Source organism: Pseudomonas amygdali (assembly GCF_002699855.1).
Taxonomy (GTDB): Bacteria; Pseudomonadota; Gammaproteobacteria; order Pseudomonadales; family Pseudomonadaceae; genus Aquipseudomonas; species Aquipseudomonas amygdali.
In genome coordinates this window covers 43,832-67,629 of the sequence record NZ_LKBW01000001.1, presented here as the reverse complement: position 1 = coordinate 67,629, position 23,798 = coordinate 43,832, and the positions used below count along the sequence as shown (strand labels likewise).

At 60.1% G+C, this 23,798-nt stretch carries 24 protein-coding genes; 14 read left to right on the top strand and 10 right to left on the bottom strand.

The annotated features are described in order from the left end of the window. Positions 1-7 precede the first annotated feature (7 nt). The 3 genes from AO277_RS00340 to AO277_RS00330 are packed head-to-tail and all read right to left on the bottom strand — an operon-like array spanning position 8 to position 1,750. Complete coding sequence (locus AO277_RS00340; protein WP_002551687.1) at positions 8-268, bottom strand: phosphopantetheine-binding protein; 261 nt, start codon at positions 266-268, stop codon at positions 8-10. Beyond that, positions 243-1,055, bottom strand: coding sequence for a lysophospholipid acyltransferase family protein (locus AO277_RS00335; RefSeq protein ID WP_044317438.1), 813 nt, complete (start codon positions 1,053-1,055; stop codon positions 243-245). Before AO277_RS00335 ends, AO277_RS00340 begins: the two co-directional genes overlap by 26 nt. Continuing rightward, positions 1,031-1,750 (bottom strand): beta-ketoacyl synthase chain length factor, encoded by a 720-nt coding sequence (locus AO277_RS00330; protein ID WP_002551689.1) that lies wholly within the window; start codon positions 1,748-1,750, stop codon positions 1,031-1,033. The genes AO277_RS00335 and AO277_RS00330 overlap by 25 nt, the downstream gene beginning before the upstream one ends. Positions 1,751-2,058: 308 nt before the next feature. On the opposite strand from AO277_RS00330, the gene AO277_RS00325 reads away from it, so the two are divergent. After that, positions 2,059-2,838 carry a ParA family protein gene (locus tag AO277_RS00325; RefSeq protein WP_044317439.1) on the top strand — a complete coding sequence of 260 codons (780 nt, stop codon included), beginning with the start codon at positions 2,059-2,061 and terminating at the stop codon, positions 2,836-2,838. A gap of 221 nt (positions 2,839-3,059) precedes the next feature. Here AO277_RS00325 and AO277_RS00315 read toward each other — a convergent pair whose 3' ends face one another. Continuing rightward, positions 3,060-3,452 carry a PAAR domain-containing protein gene (locus AO277_RS00315; RefSeq protein ID WP_044317440.1) on the bottom strand — a complete coding sequence of 131 codons (393 nt, stop codon included), beginning with the start codon at positions 3,450-3,452 and terminating at the stop codon, positions 3,060-3,062. A 262-nt stretch (positions 3,453-3,714) separates the two neighbouring features. Here AO277_RS00315 and mdcA point away from each other — a divergent pair, with 262 nt between their 5' ends. The 9 genes from mdcA to madM all read left to right on the top strand — a co-directional run bounded on the left by mdcA (position 3,715) and on the right by madM (position 11,036). Continuing rightward, positions 3,715-5,391 (top strand): malonate decarboxylase subunit alpha, encoded by a 1,677-nt coding sequence (mdcA, locus tag AO277_RS00310; protein WP_044317441.1) that lies wholly within the window; start codon positions 3,715-3,717, stop codon positions 5,389-5,391. Next, on the top strand, positions 5,391-6,266 hold the full coding sequence (locus AO277_RS00305; protein WP_044317442.1) for a triphosphoribosyl-dephospho-CoA synthase: 876 nt from the start codon (positions 5,391-5,393) through the stop codon (positions 6,264-6,266). The genes mdcA and AO277_RS00305 overlap by 1 nt, the downstream gene beginning before the upstream one ends. Before the next feature lies 1 nt (position 6,267). Then, positions 6,268-6,567: a malonate decarboxylase subunit delta gene (locus AO277_RS00300; protein WP_004654333.1), complete on the top strand. Its 300-nt coding sequence runs from the start codon at positions 6,268-6,270 to the stop codon at positions 6,565-6,567. Further along, positions 6,560-7,411 carry a biotin-independent malonate decarboxylase subunit beta gene (locus AO277_RS00295; protein ID WP_044317443.1) on the top strand — a complete coding sequence of 284 codons (852 nt, stop codon included), beginning with the start codon at positions 6,560-6,562 and terminating at the stop codon, positions 7,409-7,411. The genes AO277_RS00300 and AO277_RS00295 overlap by 8 nt, the downstream gene beginning before the upstream one ends. Then, positions 7,408-8,208, top strand: a complete 801-nt coding sequence (gene mdcE / locus AO277_RS00290) for a biotin-independent malonate decarboxylase subunit gamma (protein WP_044317444.1) — start codon at positions 7,408-7,410, stop codon at positions 8,206-8,208. Before AO277_RS00295 ends, mdcE begins: the two co-directional genes overlap by 4 nt. Beyond that, the gene (locus AO277_RS00285) at positions 8,202-8,840 is read left to right on the top strand and encodes a malonate decarboxylase holo-ACP synthase (protein ID WP_044317445.1); all 639 of its coding nucleotides are present in this window, start codon (positions 8,202-8,204) and stop codon (positions 8,838-8,840) included. The genes mdcE and AO277_RS00285 overlap by 7 nt, the downstream gene beginning before the upstream one ends. Next, entirely contained in the window at positions 8,837-9,772 is a 936-nt protein-coding gene (gene mdcH / locus AO277_RS00280) for a malonate decarboxylase subunit epsilon (protein ID WP_005731028.1), read from the top strand. Before AO277_RS00285 ends, mdcH begins: the two co-directional genes overlap by 4 nt. A gap of 69 nt (positions 9,773-9,841) precedes the next feature. After that, a complete protein-coding gene (madL, locus tag AO277_RS00275; protein ID WP_002551699.1) occupies positions 9,842-10,270 on the top strand; it encodes a malonate transporter subunit MadL in 429 nt (142 codons plus the stop codon). Position 10,271: 1 nt separating this feature from the next. Beyond that, positions 10,272-11,036 carry a malonate transporter subunit MadM gene (gene madM, locus AO277_RS00270; RefSeq protein WP_002551700.1) on the top strand — a complete coding sequence of 255 codons (765 nt, stop codon included), beginning with the start codon at positions 10,272-10,274 and terminating at the stop codon, positions 11,034-11,036. A 10-nt stretch (positions 11,037-11,046) separates the two neighbouring features. Here the strand turns inward: madM and AO277_RS00265 are convergent, their stop codons facing one another. After that, positions 11,047-11,973, bottom strand: coding sequence for a LysR family transcriptional regulator (locus tag AO277_RS00265; protein WP_005731031.1), 927 nt, complete (start codon positions 11,971-11,973; stop codon positions 11,047-11,049). Positions 11,974-12,127: 154 nt separating this feature from the next. Between AO277_RS00265 and trhA the strand changes: the two genes are divergently transcribed. Then, the gene (trhA, locus tag AO277_RS00260; RefSeq protein WP_044317446.1) at positions 12,128-12,742 is read left to right on the top strand and encodes a PAQR family membrane homeostasis protein TrhA; all 615 of its coding nucleotides are present in this window, start codon (positions 12,128-12,130) and stop codon (positions 12,740-12,742) included. Positions 12,743-12,848: 106 nt separating this feature from the next. Here the strand turns inward: trhA and AO277_RS00255 are convergent, their stop codons facing one another. Together AO277_RS00255 and AO277_RS00250 are read right to left on the bottom strand one after the other, a co-directional pair. Further along, complete coding sequence (locus AO277_RS00255; protein ID WP_005743076.1) at positions 12,849-13,568, bottom strand: 16S rRNA (uracil(1498)-N(3))-methyltransferase; 720 nt, start codon at positions 13,566-13,568, stop codon at positions 12,849-12,851. A gap of 142 nt (positions 13,569-13,710) precedes the next feature. Continuing rightward, the gene (locus tag AO277_RS00250; protein ID WP_004666469.1) at positions 13,711-15,117 is read right to left on the bottom strand and encodes an adenosylmethionine--8-amino-7-oxononanoate transaminase; all 1,407 of its coding nucleotides are present in this window, start codon (positions 15,115-15,117) and stop codon (positions 13,711-13,713) included. Positions 15,118-15,326: 209 nt separating this feature from the next. On the opposite strand from AO277_RS00250, the gene AO277_RS00245 reads away from it, so the two are divergent. From AO277_RS00245 to AO277_RS00235, 3 genes are all read left to right on the top strand, one after another. Beyond that, the gene (locus AO277_RS00245) at positions 15,327-17,186 is read left to right on the top strand and encodes a flavin monoamine oxidase family protein (protein WP_044317447.1); all 1,860 of its coding nucleotides are present in this window, start codon (positions 15,327-15,329) and stop codon (positions 17,184-17,186) included. A 356-nt stretch (positions 17,187-17,542) separates the two neighbouring features. Beyond that, on the top strand, positions 17,543-18,091 hold the full coding sequence (locus tag AO277_RS00240) for a cytochrome b (protein ID WP_002551706.1): 549 nt from the start codon (positions 17,543-17,545) through the stop codon (positions 18,089-18,091). Between the two features lie 27 nt (positions 18,092-18,118). Further along, positions 18,119-18,697, top strand: coding sequence for a YceI family protein (locus AO277_RS00235; protein WP_002551707.1), 579 nt, complete (start codon positions 18,119-18,121; stop codon positions 18,695-18,697). Between the two features lie 446 nt (positions 18,698-19,143). On the opposite strand, the gene rhlE2 is transcribed toward AO277_RS00235, so the two are convergent. The 3 genes from rhlE2 to ahcY form a co-directional block, all read right to left on the bottom strand. Beyond that, positions 19,144-21,021 (bottom strand): RNA helicase RhlE2, encoded by a 1,878-nt coding sequence (gene rhlE2 / locus AO277_RS00225; protein WP_044317448.1) that lies wholly within the window; start codon positions 21,019-21,021, stop codon positions 19,144-19,146. A gap of 311 nt (positions 21,022-21,332) precedes the next feature. Further along, the gene (metF, locus tag AO277_RS00220) at positions 21,333-22,178 is read right to left on the bottom strand and encodes a methylenetetrahydrofolate reductase [NAD(P)H] (protein WP_044317449.1); all 846 of its coding nucleotides are present in this window, start codon (positions 22,176-22,178) and stop codon (positions 21,333-21,335) included. Positions 22,179-22,370: 192 nt separating this feature from the next. Beyond that, positions 22,371-23,780 (bottom strand): adenosylhomocysteinase, encoded by a 1,410-nt coding sequence (ahcY, locus tag AO277_RS00215; protein WP_044317450.1) that lies wholly within the window; start codon positions 23,778-23,780, stop codon positions 22,371-22,373. Positions 23,781-23,798: the final 18 nt, after the last annotated feature.

Below are 23,798 nucleotides of genomic sequence, written 5' to 3'. Positions count from 1 at the left end.
TCAATTCTCAGGCCGGTTGTCTGGCGCTGACGAAGGCCGCAAGGCTGTCGACGCTGGCGAAATGGTTACGGGTGTCCTTTGCATCGGCATCGATCTTGATGCCATAGCGCTTCTGGATGGCCAGGCCTAGTTCGAGCGCATCCACCGAGTCCAGTCCCAGTCCTTCGCCGAACAGCGTCATATCGTTGCCGATATCTTCCGGGGTGATGTCTTCGAGGCCCAGGGCATCGATGATCAACAATTTAATGTCCTGGTGCAGATCGCTCATCTGAGGCGAGCTCCTTGGTGAAATAGTCATGCAGGTAATCGTTGAGCTTGCGGGACGCCACGGGCGGCGGACCCAGCGAACTGAAGGCGGTGGGGTCTATATCGGCACCGACGCGCAAACTGAAGTGCACGCGGCGTTGTGCAATGCGATACCAGGGCTCGGCCTTGGTCAGAGTGGTCGGCTGGACCTTGATGGTCACCGGAGTGATCATGCTCGCGCCACGCAGTGCAATGGCGGCCGCGCCCCGGTGAAAGACCGGCGGCTGACCCGGCTGGGTGCGGGTGCCTTCGGGGAAAATAATCAGTGTCTGGCCGCTTTGCAGGCGCTCCACGGCGGCATCGAGCATGTCCATGCTGCCGTCGTTGCTGATGTAACCTGTGGAGCGCACCGGGCCACGGGTGAACGGGTTTTCCCACAGGCTGCGCTTGACCACGCAATTGGCGTCACGCACCAGCCCGATCAGGAACACCACGTCGATCAATGATGGGTGGTTGGCAATGATCATCTGCCCGGGGCGGCCAAGCTTTTCGGCACCCTGTACCTCGTAGGTCAACACGCCCATGCGCGCCATGATGCGGATGAACAGCCAGAACAGGCGGCTGATGGTCCGCCTGGCGCGGCGCTGATGACTGGCTACACCGCCGGGCAGGCAACTCAGTATCGGGAAAACGAACAAGCGCAGGCACAGGCCGCTGAGCCCGAAGAGGGCAAAGCTGAAGGCGGTTGCCAGCAAACGCCAGTAATAAGCATCCTGACGTTTTTTCAGTTCTTGCGTTGCCAGTTCCATAACCGGTTATTCCAGGGGTGCAGGCAGACGGATTGATCAGTGTGCAAGGCTTGCAGCAGATTCAATGCGTGGGGCCATCGAGTCTGCGGGTTCCCTTGTGTGTCGCTGTGCAAAGACAATTCCCACTCGTTGCCGGGCGTCAGCAGCAAGCCGACCGCGTAGGGAAAGGGCACGTCATCAATCCATTGTGCATAAGCGTGTGGTGGCTGCTCTTCAGTCACCACAAGCAATACTGCTTCTGCACCCTCGGCCAACAACGCTGCGGCCTCGAACGCTCCATACTCCAGCCCGTCGCCTGCGGCGGCCAGGGCTGTCATCTCACTTGTTTCACCGCGCATGATCGACCACAGGCCAATCACTGCGTTATGCACTGAAAGGCTGAACTGGGTCGGTGAAACCGGCTCGTTCGCAGCCAGATCGCGCAGAATTTCAAACGTTCTCGGGGTTTCTCCGTGGCGCGAGACAAACACCAGCGGTACGCGCCCCAAACCTTCAGTCAATGGCCAGCCGACGGCAAATGCCATTCTGGCCATGCGGCCCAGGCGGCGACGTTGCATGGCAGGCAGGAAAGACACGTCTGGCGCGGCATCACTGGTTTCCAGTAGCGTCGGATTGCGGCTCCATTGCAGCCAGTCGTCCGCGCTCGCCAGGCCCGGAGCCCAGGCATGCCATCGTGCAATGTTGAAGGTGATCAAGACTTCTCTTCCCGCCCCTGCGGGCTTGTTTCTCGCTACATCGATATCAGGTAGATATCAGCCTGGGTGCGGTAATTTGACCGAGTGCGCGCATTATCCCGATGGGGGTCATTACTAGCAAATTTGTTACATAAAAATCGTTTACAGACGTGTATTTTAAAGTTCAAGTCTGGCTTTAGGATGACAGGCAGGTACGTGCCGTTTTGCGATAAGCTCGCTGTTGTCATATGTACTGCCTAGACTCTACACCTCTTAAGGTCGTTATCGGCCACACCTGCTGTTTCTTCATCTGTCAAGGAACCCAAAGCATGCGTCGCGTGGTATTCAATCAGAAGGGCGGTGTAGGCAAATCGAGCATCGCCTGCAATCTGGCTGCAGTCAGCGCTCACGAAGGCTATCGGACGTTGTTGATCGATCTCGATGCCCAGGCCAACTCGACTCAGTACCTCACCGGCCTTACCGGTCAGGATATTCCGATGGGTATTGCCGAGTTCTTCAAGAACACACTGTCAGCAGCACCGTTCGCCAAGAAAAACCACGTTGATATCTATGAAACACCTTTCGATAACCTGCATGTGGTCACGGCCACTGCCGAGCTTGCCGACTTGCAGCCCAAACTTGAGGCAAAGCACAAGATCAACAAGCTGCGCAAACTGCTCGACGAACTGAGTGAGGATTACGAGCGGATTTATCTGGATACGCCGCCAGCACTGAACTTTTATGCGGTTTCGGCGCTTATTGAGTCTGATCGTGTATTGATTCCGTTCGACTGCGACAGCTTTTCCCGACAGGCGCTGTACGGACTGATGCGCGAGATCGAGGAGCTGAAAGAGGATCACAACGAAGATCTTCAGGTTGAAGGCATCATCGTCAACCAGTTCCAGCCCCGAGCCAGCCTGCCGCAGCAGATGCTCGACGAGCTGATAGCCGAGGGGCTGCCGGTGTTGCCGGTCTACCTGGGCGCATCGGTGAAAATGCGTGAGTCGCATCAGGCCAGCCTGCCGCTGATCCACCTGGACCCCCGTCACAAGCTGACGCAGCAGTTCGTGGACCTGCATCACTTGCTGGAGACCAATGCCCATCCGTGATGGGTATGCACCGCGCGTAGCACTCAGCGTTATACACAAGTCCGCTTTTGATTCTGGCCGAAGGCCGTGGGAGTGAACTTGTTCACGAAAGGGCCGGTATAGTCACAGAAAATGTATCGTCTGAACTACCGTATTCGCGAACAAGTTCGCTCCCACGCCCTGCGGGCAGAAGCCAATCTGTGAGCATCTCAAGACTTATGCATAACGCTCAGACACAGAAATCATCGTGGCCGGAGCACCTCGGGCGTATAGCTGCCGTCTCTCAATGAGCGCGCCAGCTGTTCGGCATTCAGCCTCGCTGTCGAAGCCCGTTCTGTGGATATGGTGACAGCTGCGTCCATATCTGCCTGGATGTCTTGCTGTGATGCGGTCAGGCGGTTGCTGCCGGGTGGGCAGCCGCACGCTACTTCGTGGCTCTGCGTGGCGACCGCCACCAGATCGTCGACATACGTCGGGTTGCCTTGGGCGATGAAACCAATTTCCCCGCATGCCGGACACCACACCGGGTCGCCCATGCGGGCCACGCGACGCAGGTCGATGACCTCGCTTGCCGATGCGGCCAGCACAAAGCCGCCGGTGGTGGTGAGATCGCCTTCCCTGACTATGAACGACATGGCAGTGCTTCCTTTGAGGTCTGGAAGCCTGAAGGCTAGGCGTAAAACCGCTACTCAGGTGCGCAGAAGTTCTGTTAAAGACCGGTCCTACACAAAGATCAGCAGGGCGTTTCGCGGATGTTACGGGCACCAATAAAGGTGATCAAAAAACGAACACTTTTACTATCGTTACTCCAGCCGTAACGATTCGCCTCGCTGCTTGATTGATGCGTGCCCCTATCGCTCCTAAGGTGGCCCACGACAGCAAAATCGTGGAGCGATCATGACAACAACAACTTCCCCCGACGCACGCTGGACACGTCGTCGCACCGAGAAGCAGCGGCGTCTGGAGCAGGTGCGGGCGCTGGCCGATGGCGTAGTGCTGCCGACCGACAAGATTGTCGCGGCGCTGGAGGCCTTGCTGGTTTCCGGTGATCGGGTGGTGCTTGAGGGCAATAACCAGAAGCAGGCGGACTTCCTGTCCCGCGCGCTGGCCAAAGTCGATCCGGGCAAGGTCCATGACCTGCACATGATCATGCCGAGCGTTGGCCGAGCCGAGCATCTGGACCTTTTCGAGCAAGGCATCGCACGCAAACTGGACTTCTCGTTTGCCGGCACACAAAGCCTGCGCATCAGCCAACTGCTGGAAGACGGCCTGTTGGAAATCGGTGCGATCCACACCTACATCGAACTGTATTCGCGGCTGGTGGTGGACCTGATCCCCAACGTGGTGCTGGCCGCAGGCTTCATGGCCGACCGGGCAGGCAACATCTACACCGGCCCGAGCACCGAAGACACCCCCGCGCTTATCGAGCCGGCTGCGTTCAGCGATGGCATCGTCATCGTTCAGGTCAATCAATTGGTGGATGACGTCAGCGAACTGCCTCGGGTGGACATTCCGGCCTCGTGGGTCGATTTTGTGGTGGTAGCCGACAAGCCGTTCTACATCGAGCCGCTGTTCACCCGCGACCCGCGGCACATCAAGCCAGTTCACGTATTGATGGCGATGATGGCGATTCGCGGCATCTACGAAAAACACAACGTTCAGTCGCTGAACCACGGCATTGGCTTCAATACCGCAGCCATTGAACTGATTCTGCCGACTTACGGCGAGTCGCTGGGCCTCAAGGGCAAGATCTGCCGTAACTGGACGCTTAACCCGCATCCGACACTGATCCCGGCCATCGAAAGCGGTTGGGTCGAGAGCGTGCATTGCTTCGGCACCGAACTGGGCATGGAAAACTACATTGCTGCGCGCCCGGATGTGTTCTTCTCCGGGCGCGATGGCTCGCTGCGTTCCAATCGCCAACTCTGTCAGCTGGCTGGCCAGTATGCCGTTGACCTGTTTATCGGCGCGACCCTGCAGGTGGATGGAGACGGGCATTCCTCGACCGTCACCCGTGGCAGGCTGGCAGGTTTTGGCGGCGCACCGAACATGGGCCATGATCCGCGCGGCAGACGTCATGCCACCCCGGCATGGCTGGACGTGCGCCAACAGAACGAGAGCGGCCCGGATGCCTATCTGGAGCGCGGCAAAAAGCTCGTGGTGCAGATGGTCGAGACGTTTCAGGAGGGCGGCAAGCCGACCTTCGTTGAAACGCTGGACGCTGTAGAAGTGGCGAAGAAAAGCGGCATGCCGCTGGCACCGATCATGATCTACGGCGACGACGTCACCCATTTGTTGACCGAAGAAGGCATCGCCTACCTCTACAAGGCGCGCAGCCTGGAAGAGCGTCAGGCGATGATTGCCGCCGTGGCGGGCGTGACCGTGATTGGCTTGCGCCATAACCCGAAAGACACCGCACGTATGCGTCGTGAAGGGCTGATCGCGCTGCCGGAAGACCTCGGCATCCGGCGCACCGATGCCTGCCGTGAACTGCTTGCGGCCAAGAGCATTGCCGATCTGGTTCAGTGGTCCGGTGGCCTGTACAGCCCGCCTGCCAAATTCAGGAGTTGGTGATGAGCGCACTTCAATTGACACCGCAAGCTGCTTCGCTTGCCGAGCGACTGGCCGATCTGGCCGTCGATGCCCTGATTGCCGAAGCCGACCTGTCGCCCAAACCTGCACTGGTGGACCGGCGTGGCAGCGGCGCACACACCGACCTGCATCTGGGCCTGATGCATTCCTCGGCGCTGTCACTGTGGCTGACCTTCAAGTTGATGGCTGACGCCGCCGGGCAATTCAACACAGTGGGCCAGCCATTACGTGAGGCGCTCGGCCGTCTCGGTCGCGAAGGTGAAGCCACGATGCTGCGCACCACCCAGGGTGTGAATACTCATCGAGGTGCGATCTGGGCGCTGGGCCTGCTGGTGACAGCTGCCGCGCTGGATGCCCGCAACTGCGCACCCGAAGCCGTCTTCGCGCGGGCTGCCAGCCTGGCGCAGATCAAGGACCGCCAGGTGCTCGTGCAAGGCAGTCACGGTAATGATGTGGTTCGCCGTTACGGTGTAATGGGCGCCCGGGAACAGGCGCAGCAAGGCTTCCCGGCAGTCAGGGATTTCGCCTTGCCGCAACTGCAACGCAGTCGCGCGGCGGGCAGTGGCGAGCAGAACGCCCGGCTGGATGCGTTGCTGGCGATCATGACTACCCTGTCCGACACCTGCGTGCTGCATCGTGCCGGTATCGAAGGCTTGCACACCATGCAGCGCGGCGCTCAGCACGTGCTGGACGTTGGCGGCAGTGCCAGCCTTGCCGGGCGCCGCGCACTGAACCAGCTGGATCAGCAACTGCTGGCGCTTAATGCTTCGCCTGGCGGCGCGGCTGATCTGCTGGCTGCCTGCCTGTTTATCGACGGCTTGGAGCCTGCGCTCGGCCGTGTTTCGAGGAGTGTCTGAAATGGAAACCCTGTCTTTTGAATTCCCTGCCGGACAGCCGCCCAAAGGCCGCGCGCTGGTGGGCGTGGTTGGCTCGGGTGATCTGGAAGTACTGCTGGAGCCCGGTTCGCCCGGCAAGTTGTCGATTCAGGTGGTGACCTCGGTCAACGGTGCCTCGCTGCGTTGGAAACATCTTTTCGAGCGCATGTTCGACGGCCAGACCCCGCCTGCGCTGAGCATCGACATCCACGACTTCGGGGCCACGCCCGGCGTGGTGCGCTTGCGTTTGGAGCAGGGCTTCGAGGAGATCGGTCATGACTGATAACGCACGTTTGCTGAGCCAGCACAGTTTCATCGAGCTCGGTGCCCGGCAGCGCGCCCGCGCTCTGCTGGATGCCGACAGCTTCCGCGAATTGCTTGGCCCGTTTGATCGCGTCATGTCGCCCTGGCTTGCCAGACAAGGCGTTGTCCCTCAAGCCGACGATGGCGTGGTGGTTGCCAAGGGCACTGTTGACGGGCGGCCGGTAGTCATTGCGGCCATTGAAGGCTCGTTTCAGGGCGGCAGCATGGGCGAAGTCGGCGGCGCAAAAATGGCAGGCGCGCTGGAGCTGGCTGCTGAAGACAACCGCAATGGCATTCCCACCGCTGCCATCGTGCTGCTGGAAACCGGCGGTGTGCGTTTGCAGGAAGCCAATCTGGGCCTGGCGGCGATTGCCGAGATTCATGCCGCAATGGTCGACTTGCGTCAGTTCCAGCCGGTGATTGGTGTGGTGGCGGGCAGTGTTGGCTGTTTTGGCGGGATGTCCATTGCTGCAGGCTTGTGCAGCTATTTGCTGGTGACCCAGGAGGCCCGCTTGGGCCTGAACGGCCCGCAGGTGATCGAGCAGGAAGCCGGCATCGAAGAATACGACTCCCGTGACCGCCCGTTTATCTGGAGCCTGACCGGTGGCGAGCAGCGGTTTGCCAGTGATCTGGTGGACGGTTTTGCCGCAGACGATGTGGCCGATATCCGGCAGCAGGTCAGCGGCTGGCTCAAGCAGGGCGTACCGGCAGCGCATCGCAGCAGCCAGTACGAACTGTTTTTGCAGCGCCTCACCAGCCTCCACACCGAAGCGCAAATCGATCCGCAGAGTGTACGTACCCTTTATCAAGGAGCCCGGTCATGAGCTATTCACAACGGGGTTTGCACTGGTTCAACGCGTTGAGCGCAGGTGCTACGCAAGTTGACGGTCTGCCTGCCTCGCTCAAGGTCGCCGATGGCTTGCTGGGCGAGCAGCCGGTGCGCTTTGTGGCGGTGGTTGCCGATACCGGCAATCGTTTCCCTCGGGCGCGTCAGGGCGAGGTCGGTCTGCTGGAAGGCTGGGGCCTGGCCAAAGCTGTGGATGATGCCATCGAGCAGGACCGCGACCGCGCCGAAAAACGTGCACTGATTGCGATTGTAGATGTGCCGAGCCAGGCCTATGGTCGCCGCGAAGAAGCGCTGGGCATTCATCAGGCGCTGGCCGGTGCGGTGGACAGCTATGCGCGGGCGCGTCTTGCCGGGCATGCGGTGATTGGTCTGCTGGTCGGCAAGGCTATGTCCGGCGCATTTCTGGCCCACGGGTATCAGGCCAATCGGTTGATCGCACTGCGTGATCCCGGCGTGATGGTGCATGCGATGGGCAAGGCTTCCGCCGCTCGGGTAACGCTGCGCAGTGTCGAAGACCTGGAAAAGCTCGCCGCCAGCATCCCGCCAATGGCCTACGACATCGACAGCTATGCCAGCCTTGGTCTGCTGTGGGAAACCCTCTCGGTCAGCCAGATCGAGCAGCCCACTGCGGATGACCTGACTCAGGTTCGCAATGTCCTCAGCAGTGCGATCAGAGACGTACGGGCCAGCGGGGTCGACCTGAGCAGCCGCCTGGGCGCGAGCAATCGTGCGGCATCGGCTACCGTGCGCCAGTTGCTGCGGGCGCAATGGTGATCGACAGCGCTTGCGCAGTATTGCCCCATGATTTGCTGTGGGGCATGCCACTGTCTGCCTTGCCGGACGATGCGCCCAAATGGGCGGTCGAAACGGTGCTGGCCGGGCAGCCGGTTGTGGTGCGTCGGCAGGCCATGCCAGCCGGTCAGGTGGCCGTAGGGTTGCGCGGCTACGGTCGTGAGCAGCGCTATGCCGCGAGCATGCTGTTGACGGATGTCTATCGGCGGGTAACCCCCGAACAACTGGTCTTGTGCCCGGTCGAGAATATTCAGGACTGGCCCGCATTGCGTGCCTTGCGTCAGGTCCGCCCGGTGATGGATGCGCTGGAACTGGTCTGGGGCGTTGGCGGCAGCGCCGGGTTCGAATTGGCCAGTGGTATTGCGGCGTTGAATCAGGACAGCGATCTGGACCTGATTTTGCGTACATCTGAGCCGTTAAGTCGGAGTTGCGCAGCCGAATTGGTCGAGGCGCTGGAAACATCGGTCTGCCGGGTCGATGTGCAGCTGCAACTCGATCATGGCGCTGTGGCGCTGCGTGAATGGGCGCGCCCAGCGGGGCGGGTGTTGCTCAAGACCGCAGCAGGGGCGCGGCTGGTTGCAGACCCATGGCATCTGATCGGGGCGTGCGCATGAGCAGCCTGTGGGTGTTTCCCGGTCAGGGCGCGCAGCAGGCCGGCATGCTGCATCAGTTACCCGACGACCCTGTCCTCCACGATTGCCTGCAGGAAGCTGCCGATGCTCTGGGCGAAGACGTACTGGCGCTGGACAGCACTCAGGCGCTGCAAGCGACCCGCGCCGTCCAGCTTTGCCTGTTGATCGCCGGTGTCGCCTGCGCCCGCCTGTTGCAGGCGCGCGACTGTGTGCCGGACTACGTTGCAGGGCTGTCCATCGGCGCTTATCCGGCAGCGGTGATTTCGGGGGCGCTGGCCTTTGACGATGCTGTGCGCCTGGTCGCGTTGCGCGGCGAGTTGATGCAGAACGCCTGGCCCGAAGGTTATGGCATGACTGCGGTGATCGGTCTGGACCAGACACAGGTCGAGGCGCTGATCAGGCAAGTACACAGCCCGCAAATGCCGGTGTTTCTCGCCAATATCAACGCCGACAACCAGATGGTGATCTCGGGCAGCGTCGAGGCGATGCAGCAGGTCAGTCATTTGGCCAAGGCGTCGGGGGCCGCGGCGGTCAAGCGTCTTGCGGTCAGCGTGCCGTCGCATTGCGCCTTGCTGGAAGCTCCCGCGCAGCAACTGGCAGAAGCCTTTTCAAGGGTTGCGTTGCAGGCGCCGAAGATACGTTACCTCAGCGGCAGCACGGCGCGTCCGCTGCTGAATGCCGAAAAACTGCGTGATGACCTGGCCTTCAACATGTGCCGGGTCATCGACTGGCGCAGCACCGTGGAAACTGCCTGGGAGCGAGGCGTGCGCCTGCACATCGAATTGCCGCCCGGTGCCGTGTTGACCGGGCTGGCGCGCAAAGTCTTCCAGCAAGGAACAGCGCTGGCCTTTCAGGCTGCGCGTCTGGACAGCCTGATCGCGCTGTCGCACGAGGAGGTTCGCCGCACTCCATAGAGCCGCCGTGCAGCTGCTACGAAGGACAAAAACAACAACTTCAGCAATGCAAACAGAGGAATAATAACAATGATTATCTATGGTGTTGCACTACTGGCTATCTGCACGCTCGCGGGCGTGATTCTCGGTGACATGCTCGGCGTTCTGCTGGGCGTGAAATCCAATGTGGGCGGGGTCGGGATCGCCATGATCCTGTTGATCTGCGCACGTCTGTGGATGCAGAAACACGGCGGCATGACCAAGGACTGCGAAATGGGCGTGGGTTTCTGGGGCGCGCTGTACATACCGGTCGTGGTGGCGATGGCCGCGCAACAAAACGTTGTGACCGCACTCAAGGGCGGGCCGGTGGCGGTATTGGCCGCTGTCGGTTCTGTGGTGCTCTGCGCCTGCACCATCGCAGTGATCAGCCGCACCAATCGCGGCGAGCCTTTACCCAAGGAAGAGCCGCTGCTGACGCCTGTGATCAAGCCTGAAATAGCCCCGGCTGGAGGTCGCTGATATGTGGGACCTCATCGAGAAAGGACTTGAACACAACGGGCTGATCACCGCATTTGCCTTCGTCGGTATCATCATGTGGGTCTCGGTGGTGCTTTCAAAGCGCCTGACGTTCGGCCGGGTGCATGGCTCGGCCATCGCGATTGTCATCGGGCTGATTCTGGCCTGGGTCGGCGGCACGTTGACCGGCGGCCAGAAGGGGCTTGCCGATATGGCGCTGTTCTCAGGCATCGGCCTGATGGGCGGGGCGATGTTGCGTGACTTCGCCATCGTGGCGACTGCCTTTGAAGTGCAGGCAACCGAGGCACGCAAGGCCGGGCTGATCGGAGCAATTGCCTTGCTGTTGGGCACGATTCTGCCGTTTATCGTGGGCGCGAGCATTGCCTGGGTGTTTGGCTACCGCGATGCAATCAGCATGACCACCATTGGCGCGGGTGCTGTGACCTACATCGTCGGCCCGGTGACCGGTGCTGCGTTGGGTGCGACCTCCGACGTGATGGCCCTGTCGATTGCCACCGGCCTGATCAAGGCGATTCTGGTGATGGTCGGTACGCCCGTGGCGGCGCGCTGGATGGGGCTGGACAACCCGCGTTCGGCGATGGTTTTCGGTGGTCTGGCGGGTACTGTCAGCGGCGTTACCGCAGGGCTGGCGGCAACGGATCGGCGTCTGGTGCCTTATGGCGCGCTGACCGCCACTTTTCATACCGGACTGGGCTGTCTGCTGGGGCCGTCGGTGCTGTATTTCATCGTGCGCGCAATCGTCGGTTAGATCCCTTCGATCAGGTCGCCTGCTCCAGCAGGCGATTCGCATACATCCGACACTCGGCCAGCAGCGCCAGCAGGTTAGGGTCTCGCTCTCTGGACTTGAGAAAGACCATGCCGATGTGTTGCTGCATCCGGTAGCGGCTCTGCAATGGAATCAGCCGCACGCGGTTTTCATACACTGCGGCTATGCGCCCCGGCAGCAGCGCATAGCCGACGCCGGAACTGACCATGCTCAGCAGGGTGAAGATGTCATTGACCTGCATCGCTACTTTGGGCTCGAACCCGGCCTGCTGAAACACCCGTATGCCATCGCGATGAGTGGCAAAGCCTTGGGTGAGGGTGATAAATGTCGCTTCACGCAGGTCGCTGAGATCCACCTCGCTGTGCTCGGCAAACGGCGAATCGGTGGGCACAGCCAGGAAGATATCGTCGGAAAACAACGCCAGCTGCTCGCAGTCCGGGTCATGGGTGCTTTCATCAAGCGACACCAGCATGGCGTCGACTTCCATGTTCTTGAGCTTGTACAGCAGGTCCATGTTCGAACCCAGAATCAGATCGATATTCAGCTCGCTGCGGCGGATTTTCAGGCCCATGATCAGCTGCGGCACCGTCTTGACGGTCAGTGAATACAAAGCCCCAAGGCGGAAGCGTGCCGCCGAAAAGCCTGCCGCCTGACGGGTCAGCTCTACGGTGGCGAGCACATCCTGCACCAGCTTCTGCGCACGCTCTTCCAGCACATACGCGCTTTCCAGCGGCGTAAGGTTGCGGCCTTCGTGTTTGAACAGCGGGCAACGCAGGGCGCTTTCCAACGAGTGAATGGCGCGGTGCACGCTGACGTTGCTGGTCTGCAACTCCTCCGCCGCCCGCGCCAGATTGCCGGTGCGCATGAAGGCCAGGAATATTTCCAGTTTCTTGAGCGTCAGTTCGTCATCGATCTGCATGTCGTGGCGCTGGTTATTGATGTGCGCTGATTGTGCACAAGTCGTGCGCCGATAGCTGCTTAAAATATCCGTCACTGAAACAGGGTGTTGCGATTTGTTTCAATAACCGCGAGCCTCTGCTCCCAGTGTTTTGCCACAAGAGGGTATTGAGCGGATGTATTACGGAGAAAAATTCAACGCCTGGTCCCACCTGGTGGGCGCAGTACTGGCCGGTGTCGGCGCAATCTGGCTATTGGTGATGGCGAGTCTGCACGGCGATGTCTGGAAGGTGGTCAGCATTGCGATCTATGGCGCCTGTCTGGTCACGCTGTACAGCGTTTCGACGATCTACCACAGCGTCAAGGGCCGTTCGAAATCGATCATGCAGAAGGTCGATCACTTTTCGATCTACCTGATGATTGCGGGCAGTTACACGCCGTTCTGTCTGGTGACATTGCGCGGCGCATGGGGCTGGACCCTGTTCGGAATTGTCTGGGGGCTGGCGCTGATCGGCATTCTGCAGGAGATAAAACCCCGCTCTGAAGCGCGAATCATGTCCATCGTGATCTACGCCGTGATGGGCTGGATCGTCCTCGTGGCGGTCAAACCACTGATTGCTGCGCTCGGCCTGGCGGGCTTCATCTGGCTGGCCGGCGGCGGTGTGCTGTACACCGTCGGCATTCTGTTCTTCGCCTACGACCAGATCCGCCACTTTCACGGCATCTGGCACCTGTTCGTCATTGGCGGCAGTTTGATGCACTTCGTGGCGATTTGTTTTTATGTGCTGTGAAAATGGCCAGGTTCAGGCCTCAATGGCTGGGTAAATGCAAATCCTTGTGGGAGCGAGCCGGTGTCTGATTCTGAGCGTGCAGCGCGTTTGAGGACGCATCAAATGATCAAAAATCGCCCCACAGCTGTTGCGCCACGCTGAGCGCGACCACCGGGGCGGTTTCAGTGCGCAGAACGCGCGGGCCGAGGCGCGCGGCGTGGAATCCAGCGGCTTGCGCCTGATCGACTTCTGCGTCGTTCAAGCCGCCTTCCGGACCAATCAGGAAGGCCAGGCTGGCTGGCTTGTCATGGCTGGTCAGCGGCTCGGCCACCGGGTGCAGGACCAGTTTCAGGTCGGCCTCGGTATGCTTGATCCACTCGGCCAGTGGCATCGGCGCATGAATCACCGGCACCACCGAGCGACCGCACTGCTCGCAGGCGCTGATTGCGATCTGTTGCCAATGCGCCTGGCGCTTCTCGGCGCGCTCGTCCTTGAGACGCACCTCACAGCGCTCGCTGACAATCGGGGTAATTTCGCTGACGCCCAGCTCGGTAGCCTTCTGAATAGCCCAGTCCATGCGTTCACCACGCGACAGGCCCTGGCCCAGATGAATGCGCAGCCCTGACTCGACTTGCCCTGCAAAGCTTTCGGTCAGTTGCACATGCACGCGCTTCTTGCCGACTTCCAGCAAGGTGCCGCGAAACTCCTGGCCCGATCCGTCGAACAGTTGCAGCGCGTCACCTTCGGTCATGCGCAGCACGCGGCTGATGTAATGCGCCTGGGCCTCAGGCAGTTCGTGCTCGCCCAGGCTAAGCGGCGCTTCAGTAAAAAAGCGGGAGAGTCTCATGGTGTGTCTCGGTTCCGGTGTTGTTTTGTGATGGCCCTTTCGCGGACAAGTCCGCTCCCACATTAATGCGGTGTTGCCCGGTCCGCTCGTGGGAGCGGACTTGTCCGCGAAGGCGTCAGTCGCGGCGCCGCAAATTCCAGCCCTAGCCCGGATCTCTGAAATCCGGATGAAAGTTCTCGCGCACGGCAACACTGACACTGCTGCGCGTAGCGATATCAATGCCCTCGGTGGCCACCTCGGCCAGAAAGTCGATCTGCTCCGGGGTAATCACGTACGGCGGCAGAAAATACACCACACTGCCCAGTGGCCGCAGCAATGCCCCACGTTCCAGCGCATGCTGAAAGACCTTCATGCCACGCCGTTCCTGCCACGGGTAGGCGGTCTTGGTGGCTTTGTCCTGAACCATTTCGATAGCGATGGCCATGCCGGTCTGACGCACTTCCGCCACATGTGGATGGTCCACCAGATGCGCCGTGGCTGTCGCCATACGCTGCGCCAGGGCCTTGTTGTTTTCGATGACGTTGTCCTGCTCGAAGATATCCAGTGTCGCCAGCGCCGCCGCACAGGCCAGCGGGTTGCCGGTGTAACTGTGTGAGTGCAGAAACGCGCGCAGCGTTGGGTAGTCGTCGTAGAACGCGTCGTACACATCATCGGTGGTCAGGCAGGCCGCCAGCGGCAGGTAGCCACCGGTCAGCGCCTTGGACAGGCAGAGGAAATCCGGACGGATGCCGGCCTGTTCACAGGCGAACATGGTTCCGGTGCGGCCGAAACCTACGGCGATTTCATCGTGGATCAGGTGCACGCCGTAGCGGTCGCAGGCGTCGCGCAGCAGCTTGAGGTAGACCGGGTGATACATACGCATGCCGCCTGCGCCCTGAATCAGCGGTTCGACGATCACTGCCGCAACGCTGGCGTGGTGTTCGGCGAGGGTCTGCTCCATGGCGGCGAACATGTTGCGCGAATGCTCTTCCCAGCTCATGCCTTCCGGGCGGTGATAGCAGTCGGGGCTCGGCACCTTGATGGTGTCGAGCAGCAGCGCCTTGTAGGTTTCGGTGAACAGCGGTACGTCACCGACCGACATCGCCGCCATGGTCTCGCCGTGGTAGCTGTTGGTCAGGGTGACGAAGCGTTTCTTGTCCGGCTGGCCGCGATTGAGCCAGTAGTGAAAGCTCATCTTCAGCGCGACTTCAATGCACGATGAGCCATTGTCGGCGTAGAAGCAGCGGTTGAGGCCTTCAGGGGTCAGTTTGACCAGCCGTTCGGACAGCTCGATGACCGGCTGATGACTGAAACCGGCAAGAATCACGTGCTCCAGTTGGTCGACCTGATCCTTGATGCGCTGGTTGATGCGCGGGTTGGCGTGTCCGAAAACGTTGACCCACCAGGAACTGACAGCGTCCAGATAACGCTTGCCTTCGAAGTCTTCAAGCCATACGCCTTCACCGCGCTTGATCGGTATCAACGGCAGATTTTCGTGGTCTTTCATCTGGGTGCAGGGGTGCCACAGGACCTTCAGGTCACGTTGCATCCACTGGTCATTGAGGCCCATTTTCAATCTCCGGGTAGCGACTCGCCTGATGCGAGGACGAACAATCGCGCAAGCCTATGCAATGCCCGGCTGCGGAACAACCTTTGATGCAGTTTTAACAGCTGATGGACATTGCTGGCGGCTATTTGATGGCTCGCGTATCCTGCGCAGCAAGTCGATGTGCCGGGCTGACTTGCCCAATCTTCCCTATGTTTTCTGGAGTTCGCCGAATGCTTTCTGGGTGGCTGCGCGCCTGTGCGCTGATAGTGGCAGGGTTGGTCAGCGTTTCTACGCTCGCCGATGAAAAACAACGAACCGCCATTGTCGTCGGTGGTGGTCTGGCAGGCTTGACCGCTGCCTATGAACTGCAGGCCAAAGGCTGGCAGGTGACGCTACTGGAAGCCAAGCCCAGCCTGGGCGGACGTTCCGGTCTGGCGACCAGCGAGTGGATCGGCAACACCAAGGCTCAGCCAGTGCTGAACCGCTACCTGGACAGCTTCAAGCTGCCTACCGTGCCTGCGCCTGAATTCGTGCGCACGCCCAGCTACCTGATCGACGGTGTGTACTTCACCCAGGCTGACCTGGCCGTCAAACAGCCTGCGACCGCCGAAGCCATCAAGCGCTACAACGACACGCTGGATAACCTCGCGCGCTCGGTTGACGACCCGGAAAACCCTGCGTCCAACAGCACCTTGTTCGCGCTGGACCAGATCAACGTCGCCAACTGGCTGGACCGCCTGAACCTGCCGGCCACGGCGCGTCAGCTGATCAACCAGCAGATCCGTACACGCTACGACGAGCCTTCGCGCCTGTCGTTGCTGTACCTCGCCCAGCAATCGCGGGTTTATCGCTCGGTCGACGAGCGTGACTTGCGTGCTGCGCGCCTGCCCGGTGGCAGTGCGGTGCTGACCCAGGCGTTCGTCAAGCAGCTCAAGACCGTCAAGACCAACTCGCCGGTGACGGCAGTCGTCCAGGAAAAGGACAAGGTCACCGTCAAGGCTGGCGCAACCAGCTACACCGCAGATTACGTGGTTATGGCTGTACCGCTGCGCTCGCTGGGCAAGATCCAGATGACGCCTGCGCTGGACGCTCAGCACATGGGCGCGATCAAGAGCACCAACTACGGCTGGCGCGACCAGATCATGCTCAAGTTCAAGACCCCGGTCTGGGACAGCAAGGCACGCATGTCCGGTGAAGTGTTCAGTAACACCGGTCTGGGCATGTTGTGGGTAGAGCCCGCGCTCAAGGGCGGCGCCAACGTGGTGATCAACCTGTCCGGCGACAACGCACGCATCATGCAAGCCTTCGGCGACAAGCAGATGGTCGATCAGGTGCTGATCCGCCTGCATGCGTTCTACCCTGAAGCACGTGGCGCTTACACCGGCTATGAAATCCGCCGTTACAGCGTCGACCCGTCCACGGGTGGTTCCTACCTGGCATTCGGTCCCGGCCAGATCAGTAAATACTGGCGTCTGTGGGAGCGGCCGATTCTGCGCGTAGCCTTTGCTGGCGAGCACACCGACACCTTGTACCCCGGCACTCTGGAAGGTGCCTTGCGCAGCGGTCAGCGTGCGGCTGGTCAGGTCCAGGATCTGGCGGCTGGCAAGTCGTTCGAACCGGTCAAGGTTGCACCGCCGAAAGCACCGGCCCCGGCTTCGCAGAAGTTCGAAGGCAATTTCTTCAGCAACCTGTTCGGTGGTTCGTCCGACAAACCGGCTGAACCTGCCAAGCCGCAGGCCGACAAGCCGGGCTTCTTCTCGCGCATGTTTGGTGGTGGTGAAGAACCGGCCCCGGCACCTGCTCCGGTAGAGAAGGCCCCGGAACCGGCTGCAGCTCCAGCACCTGTTACCGCGCCAGCACCCGTGGTTGCGCCGGTTGTCCAGCCTGCCAAGCCGCCGGTAAAAGCCGAGCCTGCGAAGAAACCGGCGACCAAGGCTGAGCCTGCGAAAAAGCCGCAGAGCAAGGAAGCCGCCAAAAAAGAAGCGGCGAAGAAAGAAGCAGCAAAAAAGGAAGCTGCGAAAAAGGCTCAGAGCAAACCGGCTCCTGCCAAAACCCCTGCTGAAACAGCGCCCGCAGGCGTTAACAACTGACCGGGCAATAGCTGAGCGAAAGAGGACGCGGTGTATACCGCGTCCTTTTTTTATGCGCGCTGAATTCGTTCTGTCTATGTGGGCTGGGGATATCTGAGCGGATCATGCCGTTCATCGGTATCGAACGGCCGATGGTCATTGCAAAGTATTACTGACAGCAAATTATCGAGATGCTGCCGCAGCGAGGACAGCCTGAGATGCTGTAAAGCCTGTCAGGTGTTGGTGTAACCAGCAGAACCGGCGTACGAAACGTCCAACAGACCTATCGTATTGTTCGATATGTCCGAGCGAAATTTTGCGCTTTCATTCGATAGATAAAAAGCTAGTCTGGTAACACTTCTGACAAGGTACTGGTAATGCAGCTACGTAATTCATCCTCTCGCTACGGTCTGGTCAGCATGGTGCTGCACTGGGGTGTGGCTGCTGTCGTGTTTGGTATGTTCGCGTTGGGGCTGTGGATGGTCGGGCTGGATTACTACGATACGTGGCGCAAGGCAGGCCCTGATCTGCACAAGAGCATCGGCATCACGCTGTTTGCGATCATGCTGATCCGCGTGGTCTGGCGTCTGCTCAGTCCGCCACCGCCGCCGTTGACCAGCTACAGTAAGTTGACGCGCATCGGTGCCGCATTCGGTCACCTGTTTTTGTATGTAGCACTGTTTGCCGTGATGTTTGCCGGTTACCTCATCTCCACCGCTGACGGCGTGGGGATACCGGTATTCGGCCTGTTCGATGTTCCAGCGCTGGTCTCAGGCCTTCCTGATCAGGCCGAAACGGCTGGCTGGATTCACCTGTATCTGGCCTGGGTCATCGTGATATTCGCGGGGCTCCACGGTCTTGCAGCATTGAAACACCACTTCATCGATCGCGATGTGACCCTCAAGCGTATGCTGGGTCGTAATTGATTGTTCAACCAAAACGGGAATAAAAGCATGTTGAAGAAGTCTCTCGCCGCTCTGGCTCTGGGTACCGCACTGTTGTCTGCTGGCCAGGCCATGGCCGCCGACTACGTTATCGACAAGGAAGGTCAACACGCATTCGTTGACTTCAAGATCAGCCACCTGGGCTACAGCTTCATTCACGGTACCTTCAAGGACTGGGACGGCACGTTCAGCTTCGACGCTGCCAAGCCTGAAGCCAGCAAAATCAATGTCGAGCTGAAAACCGCCAGCCTGTTCACCAACCACGCCGAGCGCGACAAACACATCTCCAGCAAGGATTTCCTGGACGTTGCCAAATACCCGGAAGCCAAATTCGTTTCCACCGCAGTCAAATCGACTGGCGAGAAAACGGCTGACGTCACTGGCGACCTGACCCTGCACGGCGTGACCAAGCCAATCGTCATCAAGGCAACCTTCAACGGCGAAGGCAAGGATCCGTGGGGCGGCTACCGTGCCGGCTTCAACGGTACTTCGACGCTGAACCTGAACGACTTCGGCATCAAGGGCCCAGGCCCGACGTCGCAGACGCTGGATCTGGACATCAGCTTCGAAGGCGTACAGAAGAAGTAATTGCACGCTTGATCGACAGAACGCCGACCCTTGGGTCGGCGTTTTTGTGGGTGCGATGAAACTTCCTGAGATGACTATCGTGTCAATGCTCCGCGTTGACATGCAGTTCGTGACGCTTTGCGTCACAGATCGGCGCCGCGCTGCCGTCTCAAGATCGGACGCGGAGCGTCCAGGACTGCGCTACCACGCAGAGCGTGGGAGCGATGAACCTTGCGGACAGAAAATCTTGAGATGACTATCGTGCCAATGCTCCGCGTTGGCATGCAGTTCGTGACTCTCTGCGTCACAGATCTGAGCCGCGCTGCCGTCTCAAGATCGGACGCAGAGCGTCCAGAACTGCGCTACCACGCGGAGCGTGGGAGCGATGATCATCATCGACACAACGAACGACACGACAAACAAAAACGCCCCGAGCGAGTCGGTGCGTTTTTAGTGTTGCGTGGCTATCAGCTGTCGCGATTGCGGTTCAGCAGGGCCGGTTTTTCACCGCGTGGGCGTGTTGGCAACTGGTCCAGTTGCTCGGCAGACGGGAAACGGTCGATCTTGGATTCCTTGTGCACGATCTTCGGCTGAGGCTGACCGTCGCGCGGGGCACGCACGGCTGGCTCCTGACCTTCACGCGGCAAGGGCTGATCTTCACGTGCCGGGCGACGACCGCGCGGCTGGCCATCACGCGAACGCGGAGCCGACGAACCCGAACCGTTGCGCTTTGGCGCGCCAGTACCGGAGCCGTTACGAGCGCCGCCCGCAGGTCGACCCGAATTGGCTGGGCGAGCTGCGCCGCCAGCAGCCGGTGCTGCACCGGGCGCGGCCGCAGGGCGACGACCACGGTTCTGGCCTTTGCCCTGATAAGGACTGACGTAGTCAGCACGATTGCCGAAGTTGTCTACTTCATCATCGCGGAACTCGTCCGGCGCACGATCGGCTGCCGGGCGCGGTATGGATGGCTGCAATGCACGCTGTTCGCTGCGAGGCGTGCCCTCACGAGGTTTTTTTTCGCGTGGCTGCCTTGCAGGGCGTTCGCCAGTGGCGGCTGCAGCGGCAGGTTTTTCCCTGCCTTTGTCCTTGCCCTTGTCGCGACGACCGCCGTTGTTCTTGTCGCCGGCAGGACGTGCACCACGGGAGTTGCGAACATCCGGACGCTCACGCACTTCCGGTTTTTCAGCCTCGACTGCGGTGATGTCGAAGCCCATCAGGTCGCCATCGGCGATCTTCTGTTTAGTCATGCGCTCGATGCTTTTGAGCAGCTTCTCTTCGTCCGGCGCAACCAGGGAAATGGCTTCGCCCGAACGACCGGCCCGGCCGGTACGACCGATACGGTGAACGTAGTCTTCATCGACGTTTGGCAGCTCGAAGTTGACGACATGCGGCAGCTGGTCGATATCCAGGCCGCGTGCGGCGATATCGGTCGCAACCATGATGCGTACATCACCTGCCTTGAAGTCGGCCAGTGCCTTGGTACGGGCGTTCTGGCTCTTGTTGCCGTGGATCGCGACAGCCGCAAGGCCGTGCTTGTCCAGGTACTCGGCCAGACGGTTGGCGCCGTGCTTGGTGCGGGTGAAGACCAGCACCTGTTCCCAGGCACCGACGGTAATCAGGTGCGCCAGCAGTGAACGCTTGTGGTTGGCGGCAAGGCGGAAAACCCGTTGCTCGATACGCTCGACCGTGGTGTTCGGCGGCGTGACTTCGATGCGCTCTGGGTTGTGCAGCAGCTTGCCGGCCAAAGACGTGATGTCATTGGAGAAGGTAGCCGAGAACAGCAGGTTCTGGCGCTTGGCCGGCAGCCGCGCGAGGACCTTTTTCACGTCATGGACGAAGCCCATGTCGAGCATCCGGTCTGCTTCATCGAGCACCAGGATTTCGACGTGGGACAGGTCGACACTGCCTTGACCGGCCAGGTCGAGCAGGCGGCCGGGGCAGGCCACCAGGACGTCCACACCACGGGACATGGCCTGAACCTGAGGGTTCATGCCGACGCCGCCGAAGATGCAGGCGCTGACGAACTTCAGGTCGCGGGCATAGAGCTTGAAGCTCTCGTGCACCTGTGCGGCCAGTTCGCGGGTCGGGGTCAGGACCAGAACGCGTGGTTGACGCGGGCCGTGACGCTGGGATTTGTCCGGAACACCATTGGGAAACAGCCGCTCCAGAATTGGGAGGGCGAAACCGCCGGTTTTACCAGTACCGGTCTGTGCCGCAACCATCAGGTCGCGACCTTGCAACACGGCGGGAATGGCCCGCTGTTGCACGGGGGTAGGCTGGGTATAGCCCGCTGCCTCGATGGCGCGGACTAAAGCCTCGGAGAGACCGAGGGAAGCAAAGGACATGAGTAATCCTGTTCTGTTGGAGCTTAAGCTCAAGGGATGTCTTGCCTGGCGCGAATGGCGTGTAAAGACAACGCGATCCCGTCCGGTCCTGCCGGGTCTTCAGTGCATTCCGTGACGTCTGCGCTTGATGAAAATTGCGCTGTTGGCGTGAACGGATGACGATTGCAAGACCGGGCGTCCGGGCGTAAGCCTGGCGGGAAGGCTGGAGTATAACAGAGCGAGCGCAATACGCCGCTTTCCTGCTGCCCAACGGTGTATGAGGCCGCGATCCCCCGGAAATTACCGGTCGGACCGCGGTGCCGCAGCCGTTTTCAGCGTGGCAGTTGCAGGTTGTTCCACACCGCCAGGCTCGGTTCTGCCTGGTTCAGCGTGTAGAAATGCAGGCCGGGGGCGCCGCCTTGCAGCAGTCGTTCGCACATCTGCGTGATGACTTCTTCGCCAAACGCCTGGATGCTTTGCACGTCATCGCCGTAGGCTTCCAGCTGTTTACGGATCCAGCGCGGGATTTCCGCACCGCAGGCATCCGAGAAACGCGCCAGCTTGCTGTAGTTGGTGATCGGCATGATGCCCGGCACGATCGGAATGCTGACGCCCATTTTCTCGACCCGCTCGACGAAGTTGAAATAGCTGTCGGCGTTGAAGAAGTATTGCGTGATCGCACTGTCGGCGCCGGCGTTTGCCTTGTTGACGAAGTGCTTGAGGTCGTCCTCGAAATTGCGCGCCTGCGGATGCATTTCCGGGTAGGCGGCGACTTCGATGTGGAAATGGCTGCCGCTTTCCTGGCGAATGAAGCTCACCAGGTCATTGGCGTGACGCAACTCACCGCTGGCCATGCCCATGCCGGAAGGCAGGTCGCCGCGCAGGGCCACGATGCGTTTGATACCCGCATCCTTGTACTGAGCCAGCAGGCTGCGCAAATCTTCCTTGCTGTCGCCAACACACGACAAATGCGGTGCGGCAGGCACTTTTACTTCGTTCTCCAGCTGCAGCACGGTATTAAGCGTGCGGTCGCGGGTAGAACCACCGGCACCGTAAGTGCAGGAGAAAAAATCGGGGTTGTACGTAGCGAGCTGACGAGCAACGGTCAGCAGCTTTTCATGTCCAGCGTCGGTCTTGGTAGGAAAGAACTCGAAGCTGAAGCGGCGTTCTTGGCTCATGGAGGCCGATCTCGATATAGAAACGAACACATACTTTGTAGGAGCGGACTTGTCCGCGAAGGCTTTATTTCAGACGCTGCATCTTGATTGAATGCACAGGCCCCTTCGCGGACAAGTCCGCTCCCACAGATAATTGCCAACTGAGAGAGTGAGAGGCGTCAGGAACGCCGCGCACTCTTCACAGAAGATCAATCAGTAGCGATACGCGTGCGGCTTGAACGGACCTTCGACGGTCACGCCGATGTAATCGGCCTGGGTCTTGGTCAGTTTGGTCACAACGCCGCCGAAGCCGCGGACCATTTCCAGGGCCACTTCTTCGTCGAGTTTCTTCGGCAGCACTTCAACGGTCAGACGCTCGGCCTTTTTGGCCGGTGCCAGGTCAGCGTACTTCTGCTCGAAGAGGAAGATCTGCGCCAGAACCTGGTTGGCGAACGAGCCATCCATGATACGGCTTGGGTGGCCAGTGGCGTTACCCAGGTTTACCAGACGGCCTTCGGCCAGCAGGATCAGGTAGTCGTCGTTCTGTGCGTCGAACGAGCCTGGGCCGGTGCGATGGATCTTGTGAACCTGTGGCTTCACTTCTTCCCATGCCCAGTTCTTGCGCATGAAAGCGGTGTCGATTTCGTTGTCGAAGTGACCGATGTTGCACACCACAGCGCGTTTTTTCAGCGCTTTGAGCATGTTCGAATCACAAACGTTGACGTTACCGGTGGTGGTCACGATCAGGTCGATCTTGCCCAGCAGCGCTTTGTCGATGCTTGCTTCAGTGCCGTCGTTTTCGCCGTCGATGAACGGGGAGACCAGCTCGAAACCGTCCATGCAGGCCTGCATGGCGCAGATCGGGTCGACTTCGGTCACTTTGACGATCATGCCTTCCTGACGCAGGGACTGGGCCGAGCCCTTGCCCACGTCACCGTAGCCGATCACCAGCGCCTGCTTGCCGGACAGCAAGTGGTCGGTGCCGCGCTTGATGGCGTCGTTCAGGCTGTGACGGCAGCCGTACTTGTTGTCGTTCTTGCTCTTGGTCACCGAGTCATTGACGTTGATGGCCGGGATTTTCAACTCGCCCTTGGCCAGCATGTCCAGCAGGCGGTGAACACCCGTGGTGGTTTCTTCGGTGACGCCGTGGATCTTGTCCAGCATCGCCGGGTATTTCTTGTGGATGATCTCGGTCAGGTCGCCGCCGTCGTCGAGGATCATATTGGCGTCCCATGGCTGGCCATCCTTGAGGATGGTCTGCTCGATGCACCACTCGTATTCTTCTTCGGTTTCGCCCTTCCAGGCGAACACAGGAATGCCGGCAGCGGCAATGGCAGCGGCGGCCTGGTCCTGAGTGGAGAAAATGTTGCACGACGACCAGCGAACTTCGGCACCCAGGGCAACCAGGGTTTCGATCAGCACGGCGGTCTGAATGGTCATGTGGATGCAGCCGAGAATTTTCGCGCCCTTGAGCGGCTGGTCACCGGCGTATTTGCGGCGCAGACCCATCAGGGCAGGCATTTCGGATTCGGCAATGATGGTTTCGCGACGACCCCAGGCGGCCAGGGAAATGTCGGCAATCTTGTAGTCATTAAATTCTGCGGGCGTGATTACAGCACTCATTGAGAGTCTCCATTCCAT